Origin of the sequence: Halobacillus salinus, assembly GCF_004684905.1 — a bacterium.
Taxonomy (GTDB): domain Bacteria; phylum Bacillota; class Bacilli; order Bacillales; family Halobacillaceae; genus Halobacillus; species Halobacillus salinus.
This window is the reverse complement of sequence record NZ_SRJC01000003.1, coordinates 156785-173830: the sequence shown is the minus strand read 5'-3', so window position 1 is coordinate 173830 and position 17046 is coordinate 156785. Positions and strand designations below refer to the sequence as shown.

Here is a 17046-nt window from a genome sequence, read left to right as displayed (position 1 = left end):
GTAAACTATTGATGAAAAGTCTGAACGGAGGTTTTCGTCGTGGATCATAAATTCGAATTAGTCTCTCAATACTCGCCTCAAGGCGATCAGCCGAAAGCCATCAAAGAACTCGTCGATGGAATTAATCGAGGGGAAAAACACCAAACCTTGCTTGGCGCAACAGGTACAGGTAAGACCTTTACGATGTCCAATGTCATCCAGGAAGTAAACAAACCGACATTGATCATTGCTCATAACAAGACGCTTGCAGGACAACTTTATAGTGAATTCAAAGAATTCTTCCCTAACAATTCCGTTGAGTATTTTGTTAGTTATTATGATTACTATCAGCCTGAAGCTTATGTGCCTTCATCGGATACCTTCATTGAAAAGGATGCCAGTATCAACGATGAAATCGATAAATTGAGGCACTCTGCTACATCTGCCTTATTCGAACGGAACGACGTCATCATTGTAGCCAGTGTATCCTGCATTTACGGTTTAGGTTCACCGGAAGAATACCGCAGTCAAGTGTTGTCTATCCGCATGGGTATGGAAAAGGATCGTGATCAGTTGCTTCGTGATCTCGTCGATATCCAGTATGCGCGTAATGATATCGACTTCCAGCGCGGAACATTCCGTGTTCGTGGTGACTCTGTGGAAATTATCCCGGCTTCTCGTGAAGAGCATGCCATGCGTGTAGAATTCTTCGGTGACGAAATAGACAGGATACGTGAGATTGATGTACTGACAGGGGAAGTAGTCGGAGACCGGGAACACGTAGCGATTTTCCCTGCTTCCCACTTCGTAACCCGAGAAGAAAAACTGAAAAAAGCGATTGAAAATATTGAGAAAGAAAAAGAAGAACGTGTCGCAGAGCTTCGTGAGAATGACAAACTTCTGGAAGCGCAGCGATTAGAACAGCGTACAAACTATGATTTAGAAATGATGAGGGAAATGGGCTTCTGTTCAGGAATCGAGAATTATTCCAGACACCTGACTTTCCGCGAAGCCGGAGCGACACCTTATACGCTTCTGGACTATTTTCCTGATGATTTCTTAATTATGATCGACGAATCGCACGTGACACTGCCTCAGATCAGAGGAATGTATAACGGAGACCGAGCGAGGAAGCAAGTACTTGTCGATCACGGATTCCGTCTTCCTTCTGCCATGGACAACCGGCCACTGCAGTTCCCGGAATTCGAAGAACATATCAATCAGATCACATATGTATCAGCAACACCAGGTCCATATGAAATCGAACATACACCGGAGATGACCGAGCAGATCATCCGGCCGACGGGGCTGCTTGATCCAGAAATCGACGTGCGTCCGATTCACGGCCAGATCGATGACCTGATTGGCGAAATAAACAAACGCAAAGAGAAAAATGAACGTATCCTTGTGACGACGCTAACGAAGAAAATGTCGGAAGACCTTACCGATTATCTGAAGGACTTGGGTATCAAGGTCGCCTACTTGCATTCGGAAATCAAAACGCTTGAGCGTATCGAGATCATCCGAGATCTCCGAGTCGGGAAATATGATGTATTGATTGGAATCAACTTGTTACGGGAAGGACTGGATATACCGGAAGTATCCTTAGTCACGATTTTGGATGCAGACAAAGAAGGGTTCCTGCGTTCGGACCGTTCGCTGATCCAGACGATTGGACGTGCCGCTCGTAACGAGAACGGACGCGTCATCATGTATGCCGATAAGATGACGAAATCGATGCAATTTGCAATAGATGAAACGTACCGCAGGCGTGAAGCTCAAATCGCCTATAACGAAGAACATGGCATCACACCGAAGACTATCAAGAAAGAAGTGCGTGATGTCATTAAAGCGACAGCGGTATCAGAGGGCGAAGAATCCTATGAAACAGAAGGCAAACGCCCATCAGAGATGACGAAGAAAGAACGTCAGGAAGTAATCGACAACCTAGAAACCGAGATGAAGCAGGCTGCAAAAGACCTCGACTTCGAGCGTGCAGCAGAACTGCGTGATGCATTACTTGAGCTGAAAGCGGAGGGATGATGGTACTATGGCCAGTAAATATATCAGTATTAGAGGCGCACGTGCCCACAATCTGAAAAATGTTGATATCGATATTCCCAAAAATAAACTTGTTGTCATGACGGGACTTTCCGGATCCGGAAAGTCCTCCTTGGCATTCGATACGATTTATGCGGAAGGGCAGAGGCGTTATGTGGAATCGCTGAGTGCATATGCCCGTCAGTTCTTAGGGCAGATGGACAAGCCGGATGTGGATGCGATCGAAGGGCTGTCCCCGGCAATTTCAATTGACCAGAAAACAACGAGTCGTAACCCAAGGTCGACTGTCGGGACCGTGACAGAGATTTACGATTACCTGCGACTTCTTTTCGCAAGAATCGGCCGACCGACGTGCCCGAAGCACGGAGTTGAAATCAGTTCTCAAACCGTTCAGCAAATGGTGGACCGCGTCATGGAATATCCAGAGCGGACAAAACTGCAGATTCTCGCTCCGGTCGTTTCAGGACGAAAAGGAGAGCACGTGAAAGTCTTCCAACAGCTGCAGAAAGAGGGCTACATTCGTCTAAGAGTCGACGGAGAAATGCGCGAAATTTCCGAGGAAATAAAACTCGATAAAAATAAAAAACACTCGATTGAAGTCGTCGTCGACCGTATCGTTGTCAAAGACAGCGTCGAAGGCAGGTTGTCAGACTCGCTGGAAACAGCTCTTAATTTAGGCGGTGGTCACACGATTGTAGATGTCATCGGGGAAGAAGAGTTGATGTTCAGTGAGCACCACGCTTGCCCGATTTGTGGCTTCTCTGTAAGTGAATTGGAGCCCCGCATGTTCTCCTTCAACAGCCCATACGGAGCATGTAGCCGTTGTGATGGTCTAGGCACACAGCTTGAGGTGGATATCGATTTAGTCATACCAGACTGGTCGAGAACACTTCGAGACCACGCGATAGCACCATGGGAACCGCAAAGTTCTCAGTACTATCCTTCTTTATTGAAGAGCGTTGCCGATCACTACGGCATCGATATGGATACTCCTGTCAATGAACTTCCCGAAGAACAGATGGAGCGGGTGTTGTATGGCAGTGGAGATGAGAAAATCTATTTCCGCTATGAGAATGACTTCGGAAAGGTACGGGAGAACGAGATTTTCTTCGAAGGGGTCATCCCGAACATCTCTCGCCGCTACCACGAAACAAGCTCAGATTATATTCGCGAACAGATGGAAAAGTATATGGCACAGAAACCTTGCCCGAAATGTAAAGGGAATCGTCTGAATGAAGAAGCACTTGCTGTCTTGATCAATGGAAAGCATATCGGACAAACGACGGATTATTCGGTTACAGAGGCGAAGGAGTTCTTTGAAGGCGTCGACCTTACAGAGAAAGAAAAAGCGATCGCGCACATGATTTTGAAGGAGATCTGTGAGCGCCTATCGTTCTTGGCGAACGTGGGACTAGACTATCTTACATTATCGCGTTCTGCAGGTACGCTCTCTGGTGGGGAAGCCCAGCGTATACGTTTGGCAACGCAGATCGGTTCTGCTTTAACCGGTGTACTTTACGTGCTGGATGAACCGTCCATCGGTCTTCACCAGCGAGACAATGACCGTCTGATCGATACATTGAAAAACATGCGCGACCTCGATAATACGTTGATTGTTGTCGAGCACGACGAAGACACGATGCTTGCTGCAGACTACCTTATCGATATCGGACCGGGAGCTGGAGCTCATGGAGGTCAAATCGTAACGCAGGGAACACCGAAGCAAGTCATGAAGAGCGGAAAGTCTTTAACCGGCCAGTACTTGTCTGGTAAGAAGTTCATCCCTCTTCCGGCAGAACGTCGCAAGCCAGATGGCCGCTACTTGGAAATCAAGAAAGCGGAAGAGAACAACCTGAAAAAAGTAAATGCAGACATTCCATTAGGAGTATTCACAGCGGTGACAGGCGTTTCCGGTTCAGGGAAAAGTACACTGATCAATGAAATTTTGTATAAATCTCTTTCTATGAAATTGCATAACGGGAAGCAGAAGCCTGGTAAACACAAAGCGGTGGAAGGCATAAATCAGCTTGAAAAAGTCATCGACATCGACCAGTCTCCGATCGGTCGAACGCCTCGTTCCAACCCAGCGACTTATACCGGTGTGTTTGATAACATCCGTGACGTATTTGCTCAAACGAACGAAGCGAAGATCCGTGGCTATAAGAAGGGACGTTTCAGTTTCAACGTAAAAGGCGGACGTTGTGAAGCATGTCGTGGAGATGGAATCATCAAAATCGAGATGCACTTCCTACCAGATGTGTATGTACCTTGTGAAGTATGTAATGGCAAACGTTACAACCGAGAAACGTTGGAAGTGAAATATAAAAATAAGAGTATCTCCGATGTGCTACAGATGACGATTGAAGAAGCGCTAGATTTCTTCGCCAATATCCCGAAAATCAAACGGAAGCTGCAAACCGTTGCTGATGTAGGGCTTGAGTACATCAAACTCGGACAGCCGGCGACGACACTGTCAGGCGGAGAGGCGCAGCGCGTTAAGCTTGCGAGTGAACTTCATCGCCGTTCGAACGGGAAGTCCTTCTACATCTTGGATGAGCCGACGACTGGACTGCATGTCGACGATATATCCCGTCTTCTCAAAGTCTTGCAGCGCCTAGTGGATAACGGGGATTCCGTATTGATCATCGAGCACAACCTCGATGTCATCAAAGAAGCGGACCATATTATCGACCTCGGGCCTGAAGGGGGAGAAAAAGGCGGTCAAATCATCGCAAGTGGCACTCCTGAACAAGTGGCCGAGCAGTCGGGCTCTTATACCGGGAAGTACTTGAAGCCGGTATTGGAACGTGACCGAAAGCGGATGGAAGACAAGCTGAATACGAAAGAAAAGGTGTCGAGTAAGTAAATGCTTTGACACCTCTCCCAGCATTCCGTAATGTTTACGTTGAAGCCAACATGGTACAAAGGGGGAAGTAAAGTAATGGAAACAATCGAACAACAATCCGTTCAAAATAAAATTAATGAACTTGCTAACAAAGAAGTATATATTCACCTTGAAACAACGAATGGTGCTTATGCCAGTCACTTTGATGAAGCTGCTTACAACGTAGGGGCGTTCATCCGCAACGCAAAAGTCCGTTATCAACACGGGAAAATCATCAGTACTGGTGGGTCGTACCGAGTAGGGCTGAAGCTTGATATCGGTTGGGTTTATGCAGAAGGTGTCACCGATTATGAAATCGATGAAAAGAACCGTCTTCTTATGGCGGGGCACGACCGCGAAGGGCGATTGATGGTTGCTTTAGAGATCAGTGAAACACCATTCTCAAGCGAGGCTGATCTGGATGAGTAAAGAGCACGTAGTCGTCATTTTCCCTCATCCAGATGATGAATCATTTGGTGCTTCGGGGACGATTTCAGAATTCAGAAGCAAAGGGGTACCTGTGACGTACCTTTGCGGAACACTTGGTGAAATGGGAAGGAACATGGGGAATCCTCCTTTTGCCAACCGTGAAACACTTGCGCAGTTCAGACGTAAAGAGCTGAAGGAAGCTGCGAGAGAATTAGATATCGATGTCGAGTATCTTGGCTACCGTGATAAAACACTCGAATTCGAACAGCGTGAACAAATAGCGAACCATCTCAAAGAGCGGATCGAAGCGCTTGAAGCGAGTGTCATCATCACTCACTATCCCGGCTATGCGGTCCACCCCGACCATGATGCATTAGGTGCAGCCGTAGTAGAAGCAGTTCGGCTGATGAAGCCAGATGAGCGTCCTGAAATTTGGATGCATGCCATTTCCAATGATCATGAAGCGGATTTAGGCAAACCGGATATCGTACATGATATCTCGCCTTACTGGGACCGGAAACTCGCTGCGATCAAGGCGCACTTATCACAAGCTGACGGCATGATGAGTCTGATCAAGAGCCAAGACCAGCAGTCTGAGCAGCTCCAACGGTTGAAGACGGAGCGCTTTTACAAATATAATTTTTCTTAACCCAAAGTAGTTCAGTGGAAGGGCCGTAGCTCATATCCTTTCATTGAACTACTTTTTTAATGTCTAAGGCTGTTTTTTCTTAAATGACAAAGGGAATGCTTGTACATAGGAGAAGGAGGAGGAAGCAATGGACCAAGAACGCATGAAGATATTGAAAATGATAGAAGAAGGGATTATAACCGCAGAAGAAGGAGCGGAATTGTTAAAGGCGAATTCGGAAGCGCAATCCCACACCAAAACATCCTCAACATACGGACTCCGTAACTTTTTTGATGACGCAGTCGAAAAAATCAAAAACGTCGACCTGGATTTCAAGTTCGGCGAATTCGTAGAGTTTGATGAACAGATAAGTTTAGACGCTGGTGAGTTGAAAGACATGGATCTGTGGATAGCCAATGGTTCTATGAAAGTGCGATCAACAGAAAAAGACTACGTCTATGCCAACTACCATGTGAAAGTCTATCAAGTTCAAACGGAAAAAGAAGCGAGAGACCGGTTCCGAGATGACGGGCAGTTCACGTTAGAGTCAGGGCTACTACGTGTCGCAAGTCCTTCGAAACAGGTGAAAGTTGACGTAGAACTCTTCGTTCCAGATCAGTCCTATGAATTCATCAAGGCTCAGCTTACGAATGGTCATTTCGATCTTTCCTCGATGCGAAGCGACCACCTCCAAGTCAAAACGTCAAATGGCAAAGTCCAACTGGACGATATTCGTGGGGAAAGCTGCAAGGTGGAAACGGGGCATGGGGCCGTCTCCCTTCTGAAAGCTGATTTCGAAACATGTAAAGTAGAGACCGTGCACGGGGAAATTACCATCGAAGGTTCTATTGGAAAGAGTGAAGCGAACGCCATCAGCGGTTTAGTGACCGTTCGACATATCGGTGACCGTGCTTATCAAGGTACTTACAAAACATCCACCGGACAGGTGCAAGTGACGGTTCCGAAGAATAAACGACTTTCCGGAATACTCCGTTCTCACTTAGGGCAAATCAATTGCCGTGTACCAGACAAGACGATTATAAGAAGAAGAGATGAATTCATGAATAAAGTCATCGAGTTCGAAGCGAATACCGAGCTTTCGTCCCGCTTCAGTTTGGAAGCGGAAGCGAAAACGGGAGCCGTGACCGTACAAACAGGTGAAAAACATTTTGATTAAGGAAGTAGGTGCATCAGGATGAAAAGTTGGTTTTTACACATAATCGTAAACGCGGTTGCCATTATTGCAGTTGGAGCACTGTTAGATGGTGTCAGTATTTCAGGAGTTGGAGGCGCGTTGCTTGCAGCTTTTATTCTCTCTATATTGAACGCCATTGTCCGCCCGATTCTCGTTGTGCTGACATTGCCGATCACGATTCTCTCTTTAGGGCTGTTCTTGTTCGTCATTAATGCGATCACTTTAGGACTGACGGATTGGCTGCTTGGAAGCACGTTTGAAATGGCTGGTTTCGGAATTGCAATTGTTGCTGCAATCATCATTTCCCTTATCAACTTAGTGTTGAACAGCTTTATCAAAGATTAGTAATTTCTATCTGCCCTTTTGCGAAGAGATTATAAATATAATGGCAGCTAGGGAGTCGCTCTCTGCCTTTTCTCGAATGGTTTCCCTTCATCAGGGCAGAGAGAGCCTTGCTCTTGGCCATTTCACTGGCGCGTCTCGTCCAAAAGGGCAGCTAAACGACCTCTCTCTGCCATTTTGAGTAGGGATGTACGTGAAAAAGGAAGATATAATTGATTACCCAAGGTCGAGTAAACATTGTTTATTCGACCTTTTTTGCATTCCAGAAGATTTTTGAATTTTACAAGCGAGTTCGATTTGGAAAATGTGCTACAATAGGGGCTAGTGATTGACGAATATCAAGGAGGCAAACAGGATGAGTAAGGTCCGAACGGAAGATTTACTTGAACAATTCGCATTAGAACTAGTAGCTGGTGAGGATGGTATTCACCGTGAAATACATACAAGTGATATTTCAAGACCAGGTGTAGAAATGACCGGTTACTTCAAGTTTTACCCGAAGGAGCGCTTGCAGCTGCTTGGGAAAACGGAGATGTCTTATTTCAATGAGCTTGGGAAGGAAGATCGGGAAGATCGCGCGGCTAAGTTGTGTACAGATGTGACGCCGGGCATTGTGATTACCCGTGGCATGGATATTCCTACTGAATTGCGGGAAGCAGCAAGAGATGCCGGTGTGCCGTTGATGTTGTCGCCTTATAAGACGACGCGCGTCATCAGCCGTCTGACGAACTTTTTAGAGACGAAATTCGCACCTTTCACAGCGATTCACGGTGTACTTGTCGATATATACGGTATCGGTGTGTTGATCACCGGTCAAAGTGGCGTCGGTAAGAGTGAAACGGCGCTTGAACTTGTGAAGCGTGGTCACCGTCTCGTAGCGGATGACAGTGTTGAAATCCGCCAAGAGGATTATGATACATTGATCGGGAACAGCCCGCCTTTAATCGAGCACTTGCTTGAGATTCGTGGACTAGGGATCATCAATGTGATGACGCTGTTCGGTGCTGGAGCGGTTCGTAGTTATAAACGGATTACGCTTGTCATCAACCTTGAACTGTGGGAGAAAAACAAGCAGTATGACCGCTTAGGACTTGAAGAAGAAACGATGAAGATCATGGATGTAGATGTTCCTCAAGCTACGATTCCAGTACGACCAGGACGTAACCTAGCTGTCATCATCGAAGTGGCGGCGATGAACTTCCGTCTGAAGCGTATGGGAGTAAATGCTGCAGAAGAATTCTCAGAACGACTAACGAAAGTGATCGATCAAGATCAACAGAACACGTAAAGGAGGGACAAATCGATGTCCTGTTCAACGGAAGCCTTAGACCGGGTATTCCTACAGTTAGGTCCCATATCTATCTATTGGTATGGACTGATCATTGCGACTGGTGCTTTTCTCGGGTTGCTGATTGCAACGAAGGAAACGGAAAGACTCGGGCTGAAAAAGGATTATATGATAGATATCGTAGTTTACGCGATTCCTGCTGCAATCATTTGCGCACGCTTGTACTACGTCATTTTCGAGTGGGATCGTTACATTGGAGAAGGTCCATGGTGGGATGTGTTTGCTGTATGGCAAGGAGGTATCGCCATTCATGGTGCCTTGATCGGATCCGTATTGACGGCCTACATTTATACAAAAGTCCGCAACATCTCCTTCTGGCAGATCGCCGATATCGCGGCGCCAAGTATCATTCTTGGTCAAGCCATCGGACGCTGGGGGAACTTCATGAACCAGGAAGCGCATGGTGGTCCTGTTTCGGAAGCATTCTATAACAACTACATGCAATACTTACCGGAATTCATCAACCGACAAATGTGTATCGGTGGGACGATGTACCATCCGACCTTCCTATATGAATCGGTGTGGAACATCTTAGGATTTGTACTATTGCTAGTATTGCGTCACAAGTTCAATCCTCGTCGAGGCGATGTATTCTTAAGCTATGTCATCTGGTATTCTGTCGGACGCTTCTTCATTGAAGGCATGCGTACAGACAGCCTGTACTTGTTCGGTGAAATCCGTACAGCGCAGTTCATTTCAATCATACTCGTCGTACTGTCATTAGCTGTGATGTACTATCGTCGTAAGGCAGGATATGCGGATCGTTACTATAACGGGAAGAAAGTGAAATAGAGGAGAATATCATCATGAAAGGGATCATACTAAGAGGAGGGAAGAAGGGACTTGATTTGACATGGACGTTAGGGAAAGTGATCTTCCCTGTCACACTGATCGTGACGATCCTTCAATTCACCCCTTTTCTATCTTTTGTAATGGAATGGTTGGAACCTGTGATGAGCTGGATCGGTCTTTCCGGTGAAGCTACCGTTCCGCTCGTTATCGGGAATTTTCTCAACTTATATGCCGGGATTGCAGCCATTCTCACGTTCGACTTTACCGTCAAAGAGGTATTTATTTTGGCCATCATGATGTCGTTCTCCCACAACTTGTTGATTGAATCGACCGTCGCGAAACGGGTGGGAGTGAGTTGGTGGTTTGTAGCTGGAGTGCGATTGACTCTCGCCTTAGTTTCGGCGTTTCTTATTAATTTGTTCTGGAAAGGCGGTAATGAAATTGCCCAATACGGGTTTGCACCAGAGAAGGTCGCAAATCCAAACGGGTGGTTCGATATCATTACACATGCCCTTCAGACAGCACTTATGGCGGTCATCCAACTCGCTCTGATTGTCATACCATTGATGATCGTAATGCAATATCTTCGTGAAAAAGGCTGGTTGGACCTTTTCTCTAAGTGGGTGGCACCGGCGACGAGGTTCCTCGGAATGGAGCGGAACACATCGATGACGTTGGTAGCTGGTCTCACGATCGGCTTAGCGTATGGTGCCGGTCTCATGATCCAGGCTGTAGAAGAGGACGGAGTATCGAGAAAAGATATGTACTTGGCGATTCTCTTTCTCGTTTCCTGCCACGCAGTCGTGGAAGATACACTGATTTTCATTCCGCTTGGCATACCTGTTTGGCCATTGTTAGCGATCCGTTTGGTGACGGCCATCGTCTTAACTGCCACTGTCGGATTCATATGGAACAAATTTCAACATAGAAAGGAAGTCACCAATGAGCATTCGTACCATTCTCTTTGATTTAGACGGAACATTAATTGATACAAACGAATTAATCATCGCTTCATTTCAACATACAATCGAGCAGTATAGCGATCGAGATTACACGCGCGAAGAGATTCTCGACTTTATCGGGCCTCCGCTTAAAGAGAGTTTGAGCAAGATCAACAAAGACCATGTGGAAGAAATGGTGGAGACCTACCGGAAGCATAATGTCGAACACCATAACGAGTATGTCAAAGCGTATGATGGTGTGGTGGATACCATTCGTCAGTTGAAGTCTGATGGTTACAAGCTTGGAATCGTCACGACGAAGATGCGCCACACGGTCAATATGGGACTTGAATGGACCGATTTGGACGGGATGTTTGAAACAGTTGTCACGTTAGATGATGTCACTCATGCAAAACCTCATCCTGAACCGATCCAGACGGCCCTTTCTTTGTTGGACTCGACACCTGAAGAGGCGATGATGGTGGGAGATAACACTCATGATATCGAAGCAGGAGAAAACGCGGGAACAGAAACCGCTGGCGTTGCTTGGACGGTGAAAGGCCGAGAAGTGCTGGAGCGTCTGCAACCGGATTATATGCTTGAGCACATGAGCGATCTTCTCAAAATCACAGGGAGATGAGACCATGAGAAATACGGAGCGTTATCCCGTCAAAGGGGCCAATTCGCTCTGGCACATTTATAAGACTGTGCCTTTTGTGAAAGTGATGAAGAACTTCCTTGTCATCCAACTTGCCCGCTATACTCCTTTTTTGAAAATGAAAAATTGGATGTACCGTACGTTTTTGCGGATGAAGGTCGGGGACCAAACGGCATTCGCCTTGATGGTCATGCTCGATATTATGTTCCCGGAACGCATTCAGGTGGGGCGCAACACAGTAATCGGATACAATACCACGATCCTCGCCCACGAGTACTTGATCAAAGAATACCGATTAGGGGATGTCTCGATCGGGGATGAAGTGATGATCGGTGCGAACACGACGATTCTGCCTGGTGTGAACATCGGGGATGGTGCCATTGTTTCTGCTGGAACGCTTGTTCATAAAGACGTTCCTCCTGGCGTTTTTGCTGGTGGGAATCCGATGAAGATCATCTACACGAAAGAGGAGATGGAACAGCGGTCTAAACAAGAGGAGGGCGATGTATGGAGCTGAACCAAACCATATTACCTGCTGTCAAATCAGTGAAAGACTTTGAAACGCTTCTTGATAGAGATACAGAATATATCATCCTTCTAGAAAGCCGTTTAGGTCTGATTCGGAAGTTAGTGAAAGTCGGGCAGAAGGCAGGAAAGAAAGTATGGATCCATATCGACCTGGTTCAAGGGCTTAAGGCCGATGAGTACGGGATGGAATATATCGGTCAGGAAGTGAAGCCGGACGGTATCATTTCGACTCGAGCCCATGTGATCAAGCGCGCGAAGAAACACCAAATCCTATCTATTCAACGTCTTTTTCTAATCGACAGCCAAGCCGTAGAACACAACGTGAGCATTATTCAGAAGACCCAACCGGACTTTGTGGAAGTTTTGCCAGGCGTATTGCCGGGTATGATAACTGAGATTAAGGATCGAGTTGGCGTCCCTGTCATTGCAGGTGGCTTAGTCAGAAAACCAGAAGAGGTGTCTCAGGCACTAGATTCCGGGGCTTCTGCCATTACCACTTCACGTTCAGAATTATGGCCATTCTAAAGCCGATGCTACATACACGGTTTTCGTGAAGGGAAGCAGAAGCCACACAGCTTAAGACTGTGTGGCTTTTTTCGTACTACTCGATCCGGATAGGAAAGGGGTTCCTCACCACATGAGTGAGTTCATGGGGGAATTAATAGGTACGATGATCTTGATCATCCTCGGTGGAGGCGTTATCGCCGGGGCGAACTTGAAAAATACGAAGGCAGAGGGAAGCTGGGTATTGATCACGATTGCCTGGGGACTTGCTGTTGCAATGGGGGTCTATGCGGTTAAAGGTGTGACAGGTGCTCATATCAACCCGGCTGTTACACTCGGCCTTGCTACAGTCGGTGACTTCCCATGGGCTGATGTACCATTGTATATCACTGCTCAAATGATTGGAGCGTTCGTCGGTGCAACAATCGTCTACTTTCATTATCTACCTCACTGGAAAGACACAGAGGATCAATTGGCAATCAAATCGATTTTCTGTACAGATCCAGCCATCCGAAGCCCGGTTTCAAACCTTGTCAGCGAAATGATCGGCACGTTCGTTCTAGTTATGGGCATACTGTTTATCGGGGCGAATGAGTTTACGGAAGGACTCAATCCATTGATTGTCGGCTTATTGATCGTCGCGATCGGGATGTCACTCGGTTCTACTACAGGTTATGCTATCAACCCTGCTCGGGATCTTGGACCGAGAATAGCTCATGCTGTTCTGCCTATTCCGGGAAAAGGGGGATCTGACTGGGGTTATTCTTGGATTCCTGTATTAGGTCCTGCTATCGGAGGCATTTACGGTGGGCTGTTTTATCAAGCTATATTTGAAGCAAGCCCGAATGTCTGGTTCTGGCTAGGAACAATTGTTGTTCTTGCCATACTATTGTCTTCATTGCGAAAAGAGCTTAGAAAAGCAAGTATACCAACATAAAGGAGTGGAAATGATGGGAAAATACATTCTATCGATTGACCAAGGAACGACGAGTTCAAGAGCGATTTTGTTTGATCATGACGGTGAGATTATAGAAACAGGACAAAAAGAATTCGAACAATACTTTCCTAAACCAGGCTGGGTCGAACACGATGCCAATGAGATTTGGACTTCTGTTCTAGCTTGTATTGCAGATGTGCTGAGAAAAGCGGATGTAGAAGCCAAACAAGTGGACGGAATCGGGATAACGAACCAGCGCGAGACGACAGTCGTATGGGACCGTAATACCGGAAAGCCGATTTACAAAGCGATCGTATGGCAATCCCGCCAAACGCAATCTATTTGTAATGAACTGAAGGAGCAAGGACTTGAGGATACCTTCCGCGATAAAACGGGCTTATTACTGGATCCGTATTTCGCCGGAACAAAGGTGAAATGGATTCTCGACAATGTAGATGGAGCTCGTGAAAAAGCGGAAAACGGCGACTTGATGTTCGGTACGATCGATACTTGGCTGATTTACAAATTGTCTGGTAAACAAGCACATGTAACGGACTATTCCAATGCTTCCCGTACCTTGATGTATAACATTTTCGATCTGAAATGGGACGATGAGCTGTTAGATCACCTTGGCGTGCCTAAGAGTATGCTTCCAGAAGTGAAACCGTCGTCGGAAGTGTATGCGCATACAGTCGACTACCACTTCTTCGGTCAGGAAGTACCGATTGCAGGAATCGCTGGAGATCAGCAGGCGGCATTGTTCGGACAAGCCTGCTTTGAAAAAGGAATGGCGAAGAACACATATGGCACCGGTGGCTTCATGCTGATGAATACAGGTGAGGAAGCCGTTAAGTCTGATAACGGGCTGCTGACAACGATTGCCTGGGGAATAGACGGCAAAGTGGAGTATGCGCTGGAAGGAAGTATCTTTGTGTCAGGTTCCGCGATCCAATGGCTTCGCGATGGACTGGAAATGATTCAAAGTGCACCAGAGAGTGAAGAAATAGCAGGAGAAGTGACGACTACAGATGGCGTGTACGTCGTACCAGCTTTCGTTGGTCTTGGAACTCCTTATTGGGACAGCGAAGCACGAGGAGCAGTATTCGGCATCACTAGAGGCACGAAAAAGGCACACTTCGTCCGTGCGACATTGGAGTCCCTCGCTTACCAAACGAAAGATGTTGTCGATTCTATGGTCGAGGATTCCGGTATCGAGCTGAAGACACTGAGGGTCGACGGTGGTGCTGTGAAGAACAACTTGCTGATGCAATTCCAAAGTGACCTGCTCGATGTAACGGTAGAAAGACCACAAGTAAACGAGACAACGGCATTAGGTGCAGCTTATTTAGCCGGTCTTGCGGTCGGATTCTGGGAAGACAGAGAAGCGATCAGCAATCAATGGATGCTGGAAAGAGAATTTGAACCGGTTATGAATGAAGAAAAGAGCAAAGACTTATATAAAGGCTGGCAGAAAGCCGTTGAAGCCGCTAGAGTGTTTAAGCTCTCCTAACCTTTTGACATTCAACCAAAGAGTGATATAATGAACTCAAGTTAATATTTGGTCGGAGATAAGGAGAGACTGCGAACCTTTATGCTTTCACGCATGAAGTGTATCGTAGTCTCTTTTTTTTATTTCTCCATGAAAAAACATTTGGGCACATACTTGTGCGGAATAATGGGAATAAACGTATTAGACCATCGGAAATTACGAAGGAGAGATATAAGATGAAACAATTTTCTAGCTACGATCGCAAACAACATTTTGAAAAGCTCACTCAAGAAGAGTGGGACGTGTTGGTAATCGGTGGAGGTATCACTGGTTCCGGTATTGCATTGGATGCAGCGAGCCGAGGAATGAAGACGGCAGTTGTGGAAATGCAGGATTACGCAGCTGGTACATCTAGTCGTTCCACCAAGCTTGTTCACGGTGGACTGCGTTACTTGAAACAATTCGAAGTGAAAATGGTAGCAGAAGTAGGGAAAGAGCGTGAAATCGTATATGAGAACGGTCCTCACGTTACAACACCTGAATGGATGATGCTTCCGTTCCACGAAGGCGGTAACTTCGGCCCTCTTTCTACAAACGTCGGTTTGCGCGTCTATGACTATCTGGCTGGTGTCAAGAAATCAGAAAGAAGAACGATGTTTTCTCCAGAAGAGGCAATTGAGCGTGAACCGCTTGTGAAGCGTGACGGCTTGAAAGGTGCCGGTTTCTATGTGGAGTATAAGACTGATGATGCGCGCCTTACTCTAGACGTTATGAAAAAGGCAGTAGAATACGGTGCTCTATCCACTAACTATGCAAAAGTGGTCGACTTCATCTACAACGACCACGGTAAATTGGTCGGTGCAAAAGTAGAAGACACCGTATCTGGTGAACAGTATCATGTGAAAGCGAAGAAAATTGTCAACGCCGGCGGACCATGGGTAGACGATTTAAGAGAAATCGACGGATCCAAAAAAGGTAAGACACTTCAACTGACAAAAGGTGTTCACCTTGTATTCGACCAAAGTGTGTTCCCGCTTAAACAGGCTATCTATTTCGACAGTCCAGACGGCCGTATGATCTTCGCTATCCCGCGTGATGGCAAGACGTATGTCGGTACAACGGATACGAAATACGAAAGTGAAATCGCACACCCTACAATGACGGAAGAAGACCGCGACTATATCCTTGGTGCGATTCATATGATGTTCCCAACTGTCGAAGTGACAGCTGACGAGGTGGAATCCAGCTGGGCTGGCGTCCGTCCATTGATCCATGAAGAAGGAAAAGACCCTTCTGAAATCTCAAGAAAAGACGAGATTTTCGTATCTGATTCCGGCCTTATCTCCATGGCAGGCGGTAAGCTGACAGGTTACCGCAAAATGTCCCAGCATGCAGTGAATTTAGTGCGAGATCAAATCATGGAAGAGTACGGTATTCGTTATTCTGACTCAGAAACGAAGAACATGCCGATCTCTGGCGGGGAAGTAGGCGGATCGAAAGGATTCGAGAAATTCAAACTTGAACGCGTTCAGATCGGAACAGCGATGGGAATGGATGAAGCTAAGGCTACTCAACTCGTGCAACTTTATGGTGCGAACGTCGATAAAGTGTTCGATATCTATAAGAACCGTCAAGACGACGCGAAGGAAGCTGGCATCGATCCGGTAGTATTCGCTCAGCTCGTTTACGGACTTGAGCATGAACTTACGTATAAGCCGGTAGATTTCTTCATCCGTCGTACAGCTGCACTATTCTTCAATATCCAGTACGTTCGTGATCACAAAGAAGCAGTCATCGATTATATGGCGAAAGAATTGAACTATAGTGATGAGCAAAAGCGTGAGTACACGGAAGAATTAGAAAGACTGATGAAGGAAGCAGTGAATCCAATCGAATACGTTTAATTCGGTAAAAGGACCCTCTAGTTAAGAGGGTCCTTTTCTTGTTGACTGAATTTCCCTGTCGGTTCTTCATTGTAGAGAGTTCCGGTGTTGGAGAAACGACTCGCTTTCCACGGGCGTCCGCTGAGCCTCCTCTCTCCCTTTCGGTCGTTGCGGGGTCTCAGACTGTACTACTATCCCGTAGGAGTCTCATCGTTTCTCCAACCCCTTCACTATAAAAAGTATGAACCTCTTATACTCCCAGATACTATTGTTTGACCTTTAGAAAGAGCTGCAAAAACATTTTACTCCTCTCTGCAATAGAGGAGTAGGCTTGGAAAAAGGAAGATCACAGAATCAATCTTTGTGTAAAGTTCTACATTTTTGAAGACTTTCTAGAATAAGAGGTCTTTTTTATTTTTTGGTGTTGGTAAAATTTGAAACATCTTTC

The 17046-nt window shown here is 46.4% G+C and carries 15 protein-coding genes; all 15 read left to right on the top strand.

Going from position 1 to position 17046, the window contains the following annotated elements; translation table 11 throughout:
* Positions 1-39 precede the first annotated feature (39 nt).
* The 15 genes from uvrB (at position 40) to E4663_RS13295 (ending at position 16619) form a co-directional block, all read left to right on the top strand.
* Positions 40-2022, top strand: a complete 1983-nt coding sequence (uvrB, locus tag E4663_RS13365) for an excinuclease ABC subunit UvrB (protein WP_135327976.1) — start codon at positions 40-42, stop codon at positions 2020-2022.
* 7 nt (positions 2023-2029) lie between these two features.
* Entirely contained in the window at positions 2030-4906 is a 2877-nt protein-coding gene (gene uvrA, locus E4663_RS13360; RefSeq protein WP_079478207.1) for an excinuclease ABC subunit UvrA, read from the top strand.
* Positions 4907-4981: 75 nt separating this feature from the next.
* The gene (locus E4663_RS13355) at positions 4982-5353 is read left to right on the top strand and encodes a YojF family protein (protein WP_079478208.1); all 372 of its coding nucleotides are present in this window, start codon (positions 4982-4984) and stop codon (positions 5351-5353) included.
* Positions 5346-6002 (top strand): bacillithiol biosynthesis deacetylase BshB2, encoded by a 657-nt coding sequence (gene bshB2, locus E4663_RS13350; protein ID WP_079478209.1) that lies wholly within the window; start codon positions 5346-5348, stop codon positions 6000-6002. The genes E4663_RS13355 and bshB2 overlap by 8 nt, the downstream gene beginning before the upstream one ends.
* A gap of 127 nt (positions 6003-6129) precedes the next feature.
* Positions 6130-7158 carry a DUF4097 family beta strand repeat-containing protein gene (locus E4663_RS13345; protein ID WP_135327975.1) on the top strand — a complete coding sequence of 343 codons (1029 nt, stop codon included), beginning with the start codon at positions 6130-6132 and terminating at the stop codon, positions 7156-7158.
* 18 nt (positions 7159-7176) lie between these two features.
* A complete protein-coding gene (locus tag E4663_RS13340) occupies positions 7177-7521 on the top strand; it encodes a phage holin family protein (protein WP_079478211.1) in 345 nt (114 codons plus the stop codon).
* A gap of 352 nt (positions 7522-7873) precedes the next feature.
* Positions 7874-8806, top strand: a complete 933-nt coding sequence (gene hprK, locus E4663_RS13335) for an HPr(Ser) kinase/phosphatase (RefSeq protein WP_079478213.1) — start codon at positions 7874-7876, stop codon at positions 8804-8806.
* Positions 8807-8821: 15 nt separating this feature from the next.
* Complete coding sequence (gene lgt, locus E4663_RS13330; RefSeq protein WP_079478214.1) at positions 8822-9658, top strand: prolipoprotein diacylglyceryl transferase; 837 nt, start codon at positions 8822-8824, stop codon at positions 9656-9658.
* A 14-nt stretch (positions 9659-9672) separates the two neighbouring features.
* Complete coding sequence (locus E4663_RS13325; RefSeq protein WP_135327974.1) at positions 9673-10626, top strand: nucleoside recognition domain-containing protein; 954 nt, start codon at positions 9673-9675, stop codon at positions 10624-10626.
* Complete coding sequence (ppaX, locus tag E4663_RS13320; protein ID WP_135327973.1) at positions 10601-11239, top strand: pyrophosphatase PpaX; 639 nt, start codon at positions 10601-10603, stop codon at positions 11237-11239. Before E4663_RS13325 ends, ppaX begins: the two co-directional genes overlap by 26 nt.
* Before the next feature lie 4 nt (positions 11240-11243).
* Positions 11244-11774, top strand: coding sequence for an acyltransferase (locus E4663_RS13315; RefSeq protein WP_135327972.1), 531 nt, complete (start codon positions 11244-11246; stop codon positions 11772-11774).
* On the top strand, positions 11765-12310 hold the full coding sequence (locus E4663_RS13310; protein ID WP_135327971.1) for a glycerol-3-phosphate responsive antiterminator: 546 nt from the start codon (positions 11765-11767) through the stop codon (positions 12308-12310). Before E4663_RS13315 ends, E4663_RS13310 begins: the two co-directional genes overlap by 10 nt.
* A gap of 112 nt (positions 12311-12422) precedes the next feature.
* Positions 12423-13226, top strand: coding sequence for an MIP/aquaporin family protein (locus E4663_RS13305; RefSeq protein ID WP_135328123.1), 804 nt, complete (start codon positions 12423-12425; stop codon positions 13224-13226).
* 10 nt (positions 13227-13236) lie between these two features.
* Positions 13237-14736 (top strand): glycerol kinase GlpK, encoded by a 1500-nt coding sequence (gene glpK, locus E4663_RS13300; RefSeq protein ID WP_079478220.1) that lies wholly within the window; start codon positions 13237-13239, stop codon positions 14734-14736.
* 215 nt (positions 14737-14951) lie between these two features.
* Positions 14952-16619, top strand: a complete 1668-nt coding sequence (locus tag E4663_RS13295) for a glycerol-3-phosphate dehydrogenase/oxidase (RefSeq protein WP_135327970.1) — start codon at positions 14952-14954, stop codon at positions 16617-16619.
* Positions 16620-17046: the final 427 nt, after the last annotated feature.

Bases quoted from the DNA above. Each gene is read 5' to 3' on its own strand.
- bshB2 (WP_079478209.1), top strand. From the start codon at position 5,346: ATGAGTAAAGAGCACGTAGTCGTCATTTTCCCTCATCCAGATGATGAA.
- E4663_RS13340 (WP_079478211.1), top strand. From the start codon at position 7,177: ATGAAAAGTTGGTTTTTACACATAATCGTAAACGCGGTTGCCATTATT.
- E4663_RS13305 (WP_135328123.1), top strand. From the start codon at position 12,423: ATGAGTGAGTTCATGGGGGAATTAATAGGTACGATGATCTTGATCATC.
- E4663_RS13310 (WP_135327971.1), top strand. From the start codon at position 11,765: ATGGAGCTGAACCAAACCATATTACCTGCTGTCAAATCAGTGAAAGAC.
- uvrA (WP_079478207.1), top strand. From the start codon at position 2,030: ATGGCCAGTAAATATATCAGTATTAGAGGCGCACGTGCCCACAATCTG.
- E4663_RS13315 (WP_135327972.1), top strand. From the start codon at position 11,244: ATGAGAAATACGGAGCGTTATCCCGTCAAAGGGGCCAATTCGCTCTGG.
- ppaX (WP_135327973.1), top strand. From the start codon at position 10,601: ATGAGCATTCGTACCATTCTCTTTGATTTAGACGGAACATTAATTGAT.
- E4663_RS13295 (WP_135327970.1), top strand. From the start codon at position 14,952: ATGAAACAATTTTCTAGCTACGATCGCAAACAACATTTTGAAAAGCTC.
- E4663_RS13345 (WP_135327975.1), top strand. From the start codon at position 6,130: ATGGACCAAGAACGCATGAAGATATTGAAAATGATAGAAGAAGGGATT.
- E4663_RS13355 (WP_079478208.1), top strand. From the start codon at position 4,982: ATGGAAACAATCGAACAACAATCCGTTCAAAATAAAATTAATGAACTT.
- E4663_RS13325 (WP_135327974.1), top strand. From the start codon at position 9,673: ATGAAAGGGATCATACTAAGAGGAGGGAAGAAGGGACTTGATTTGACA.
- hprK (WP_079478213.1), top strand. From the start codon at position 7,874: ATGAGTAAGGTCCGAACGGAAGATTTACTTGAACAATTCGCATTAGAA.
- lgt (WP_079478214.1), top strand. From the start codon at position 8,822: ATGTCCTGTTCAACGGAAGCCTTAGACCGGGTATTCCTACAGTTAGGT.
- glpK (WP_079478220.1), top strand. From the start codon at position 13,237: ATGATGGGAAAATACATTCTATCGATTGACCAAGGAACGACGAGTTCA.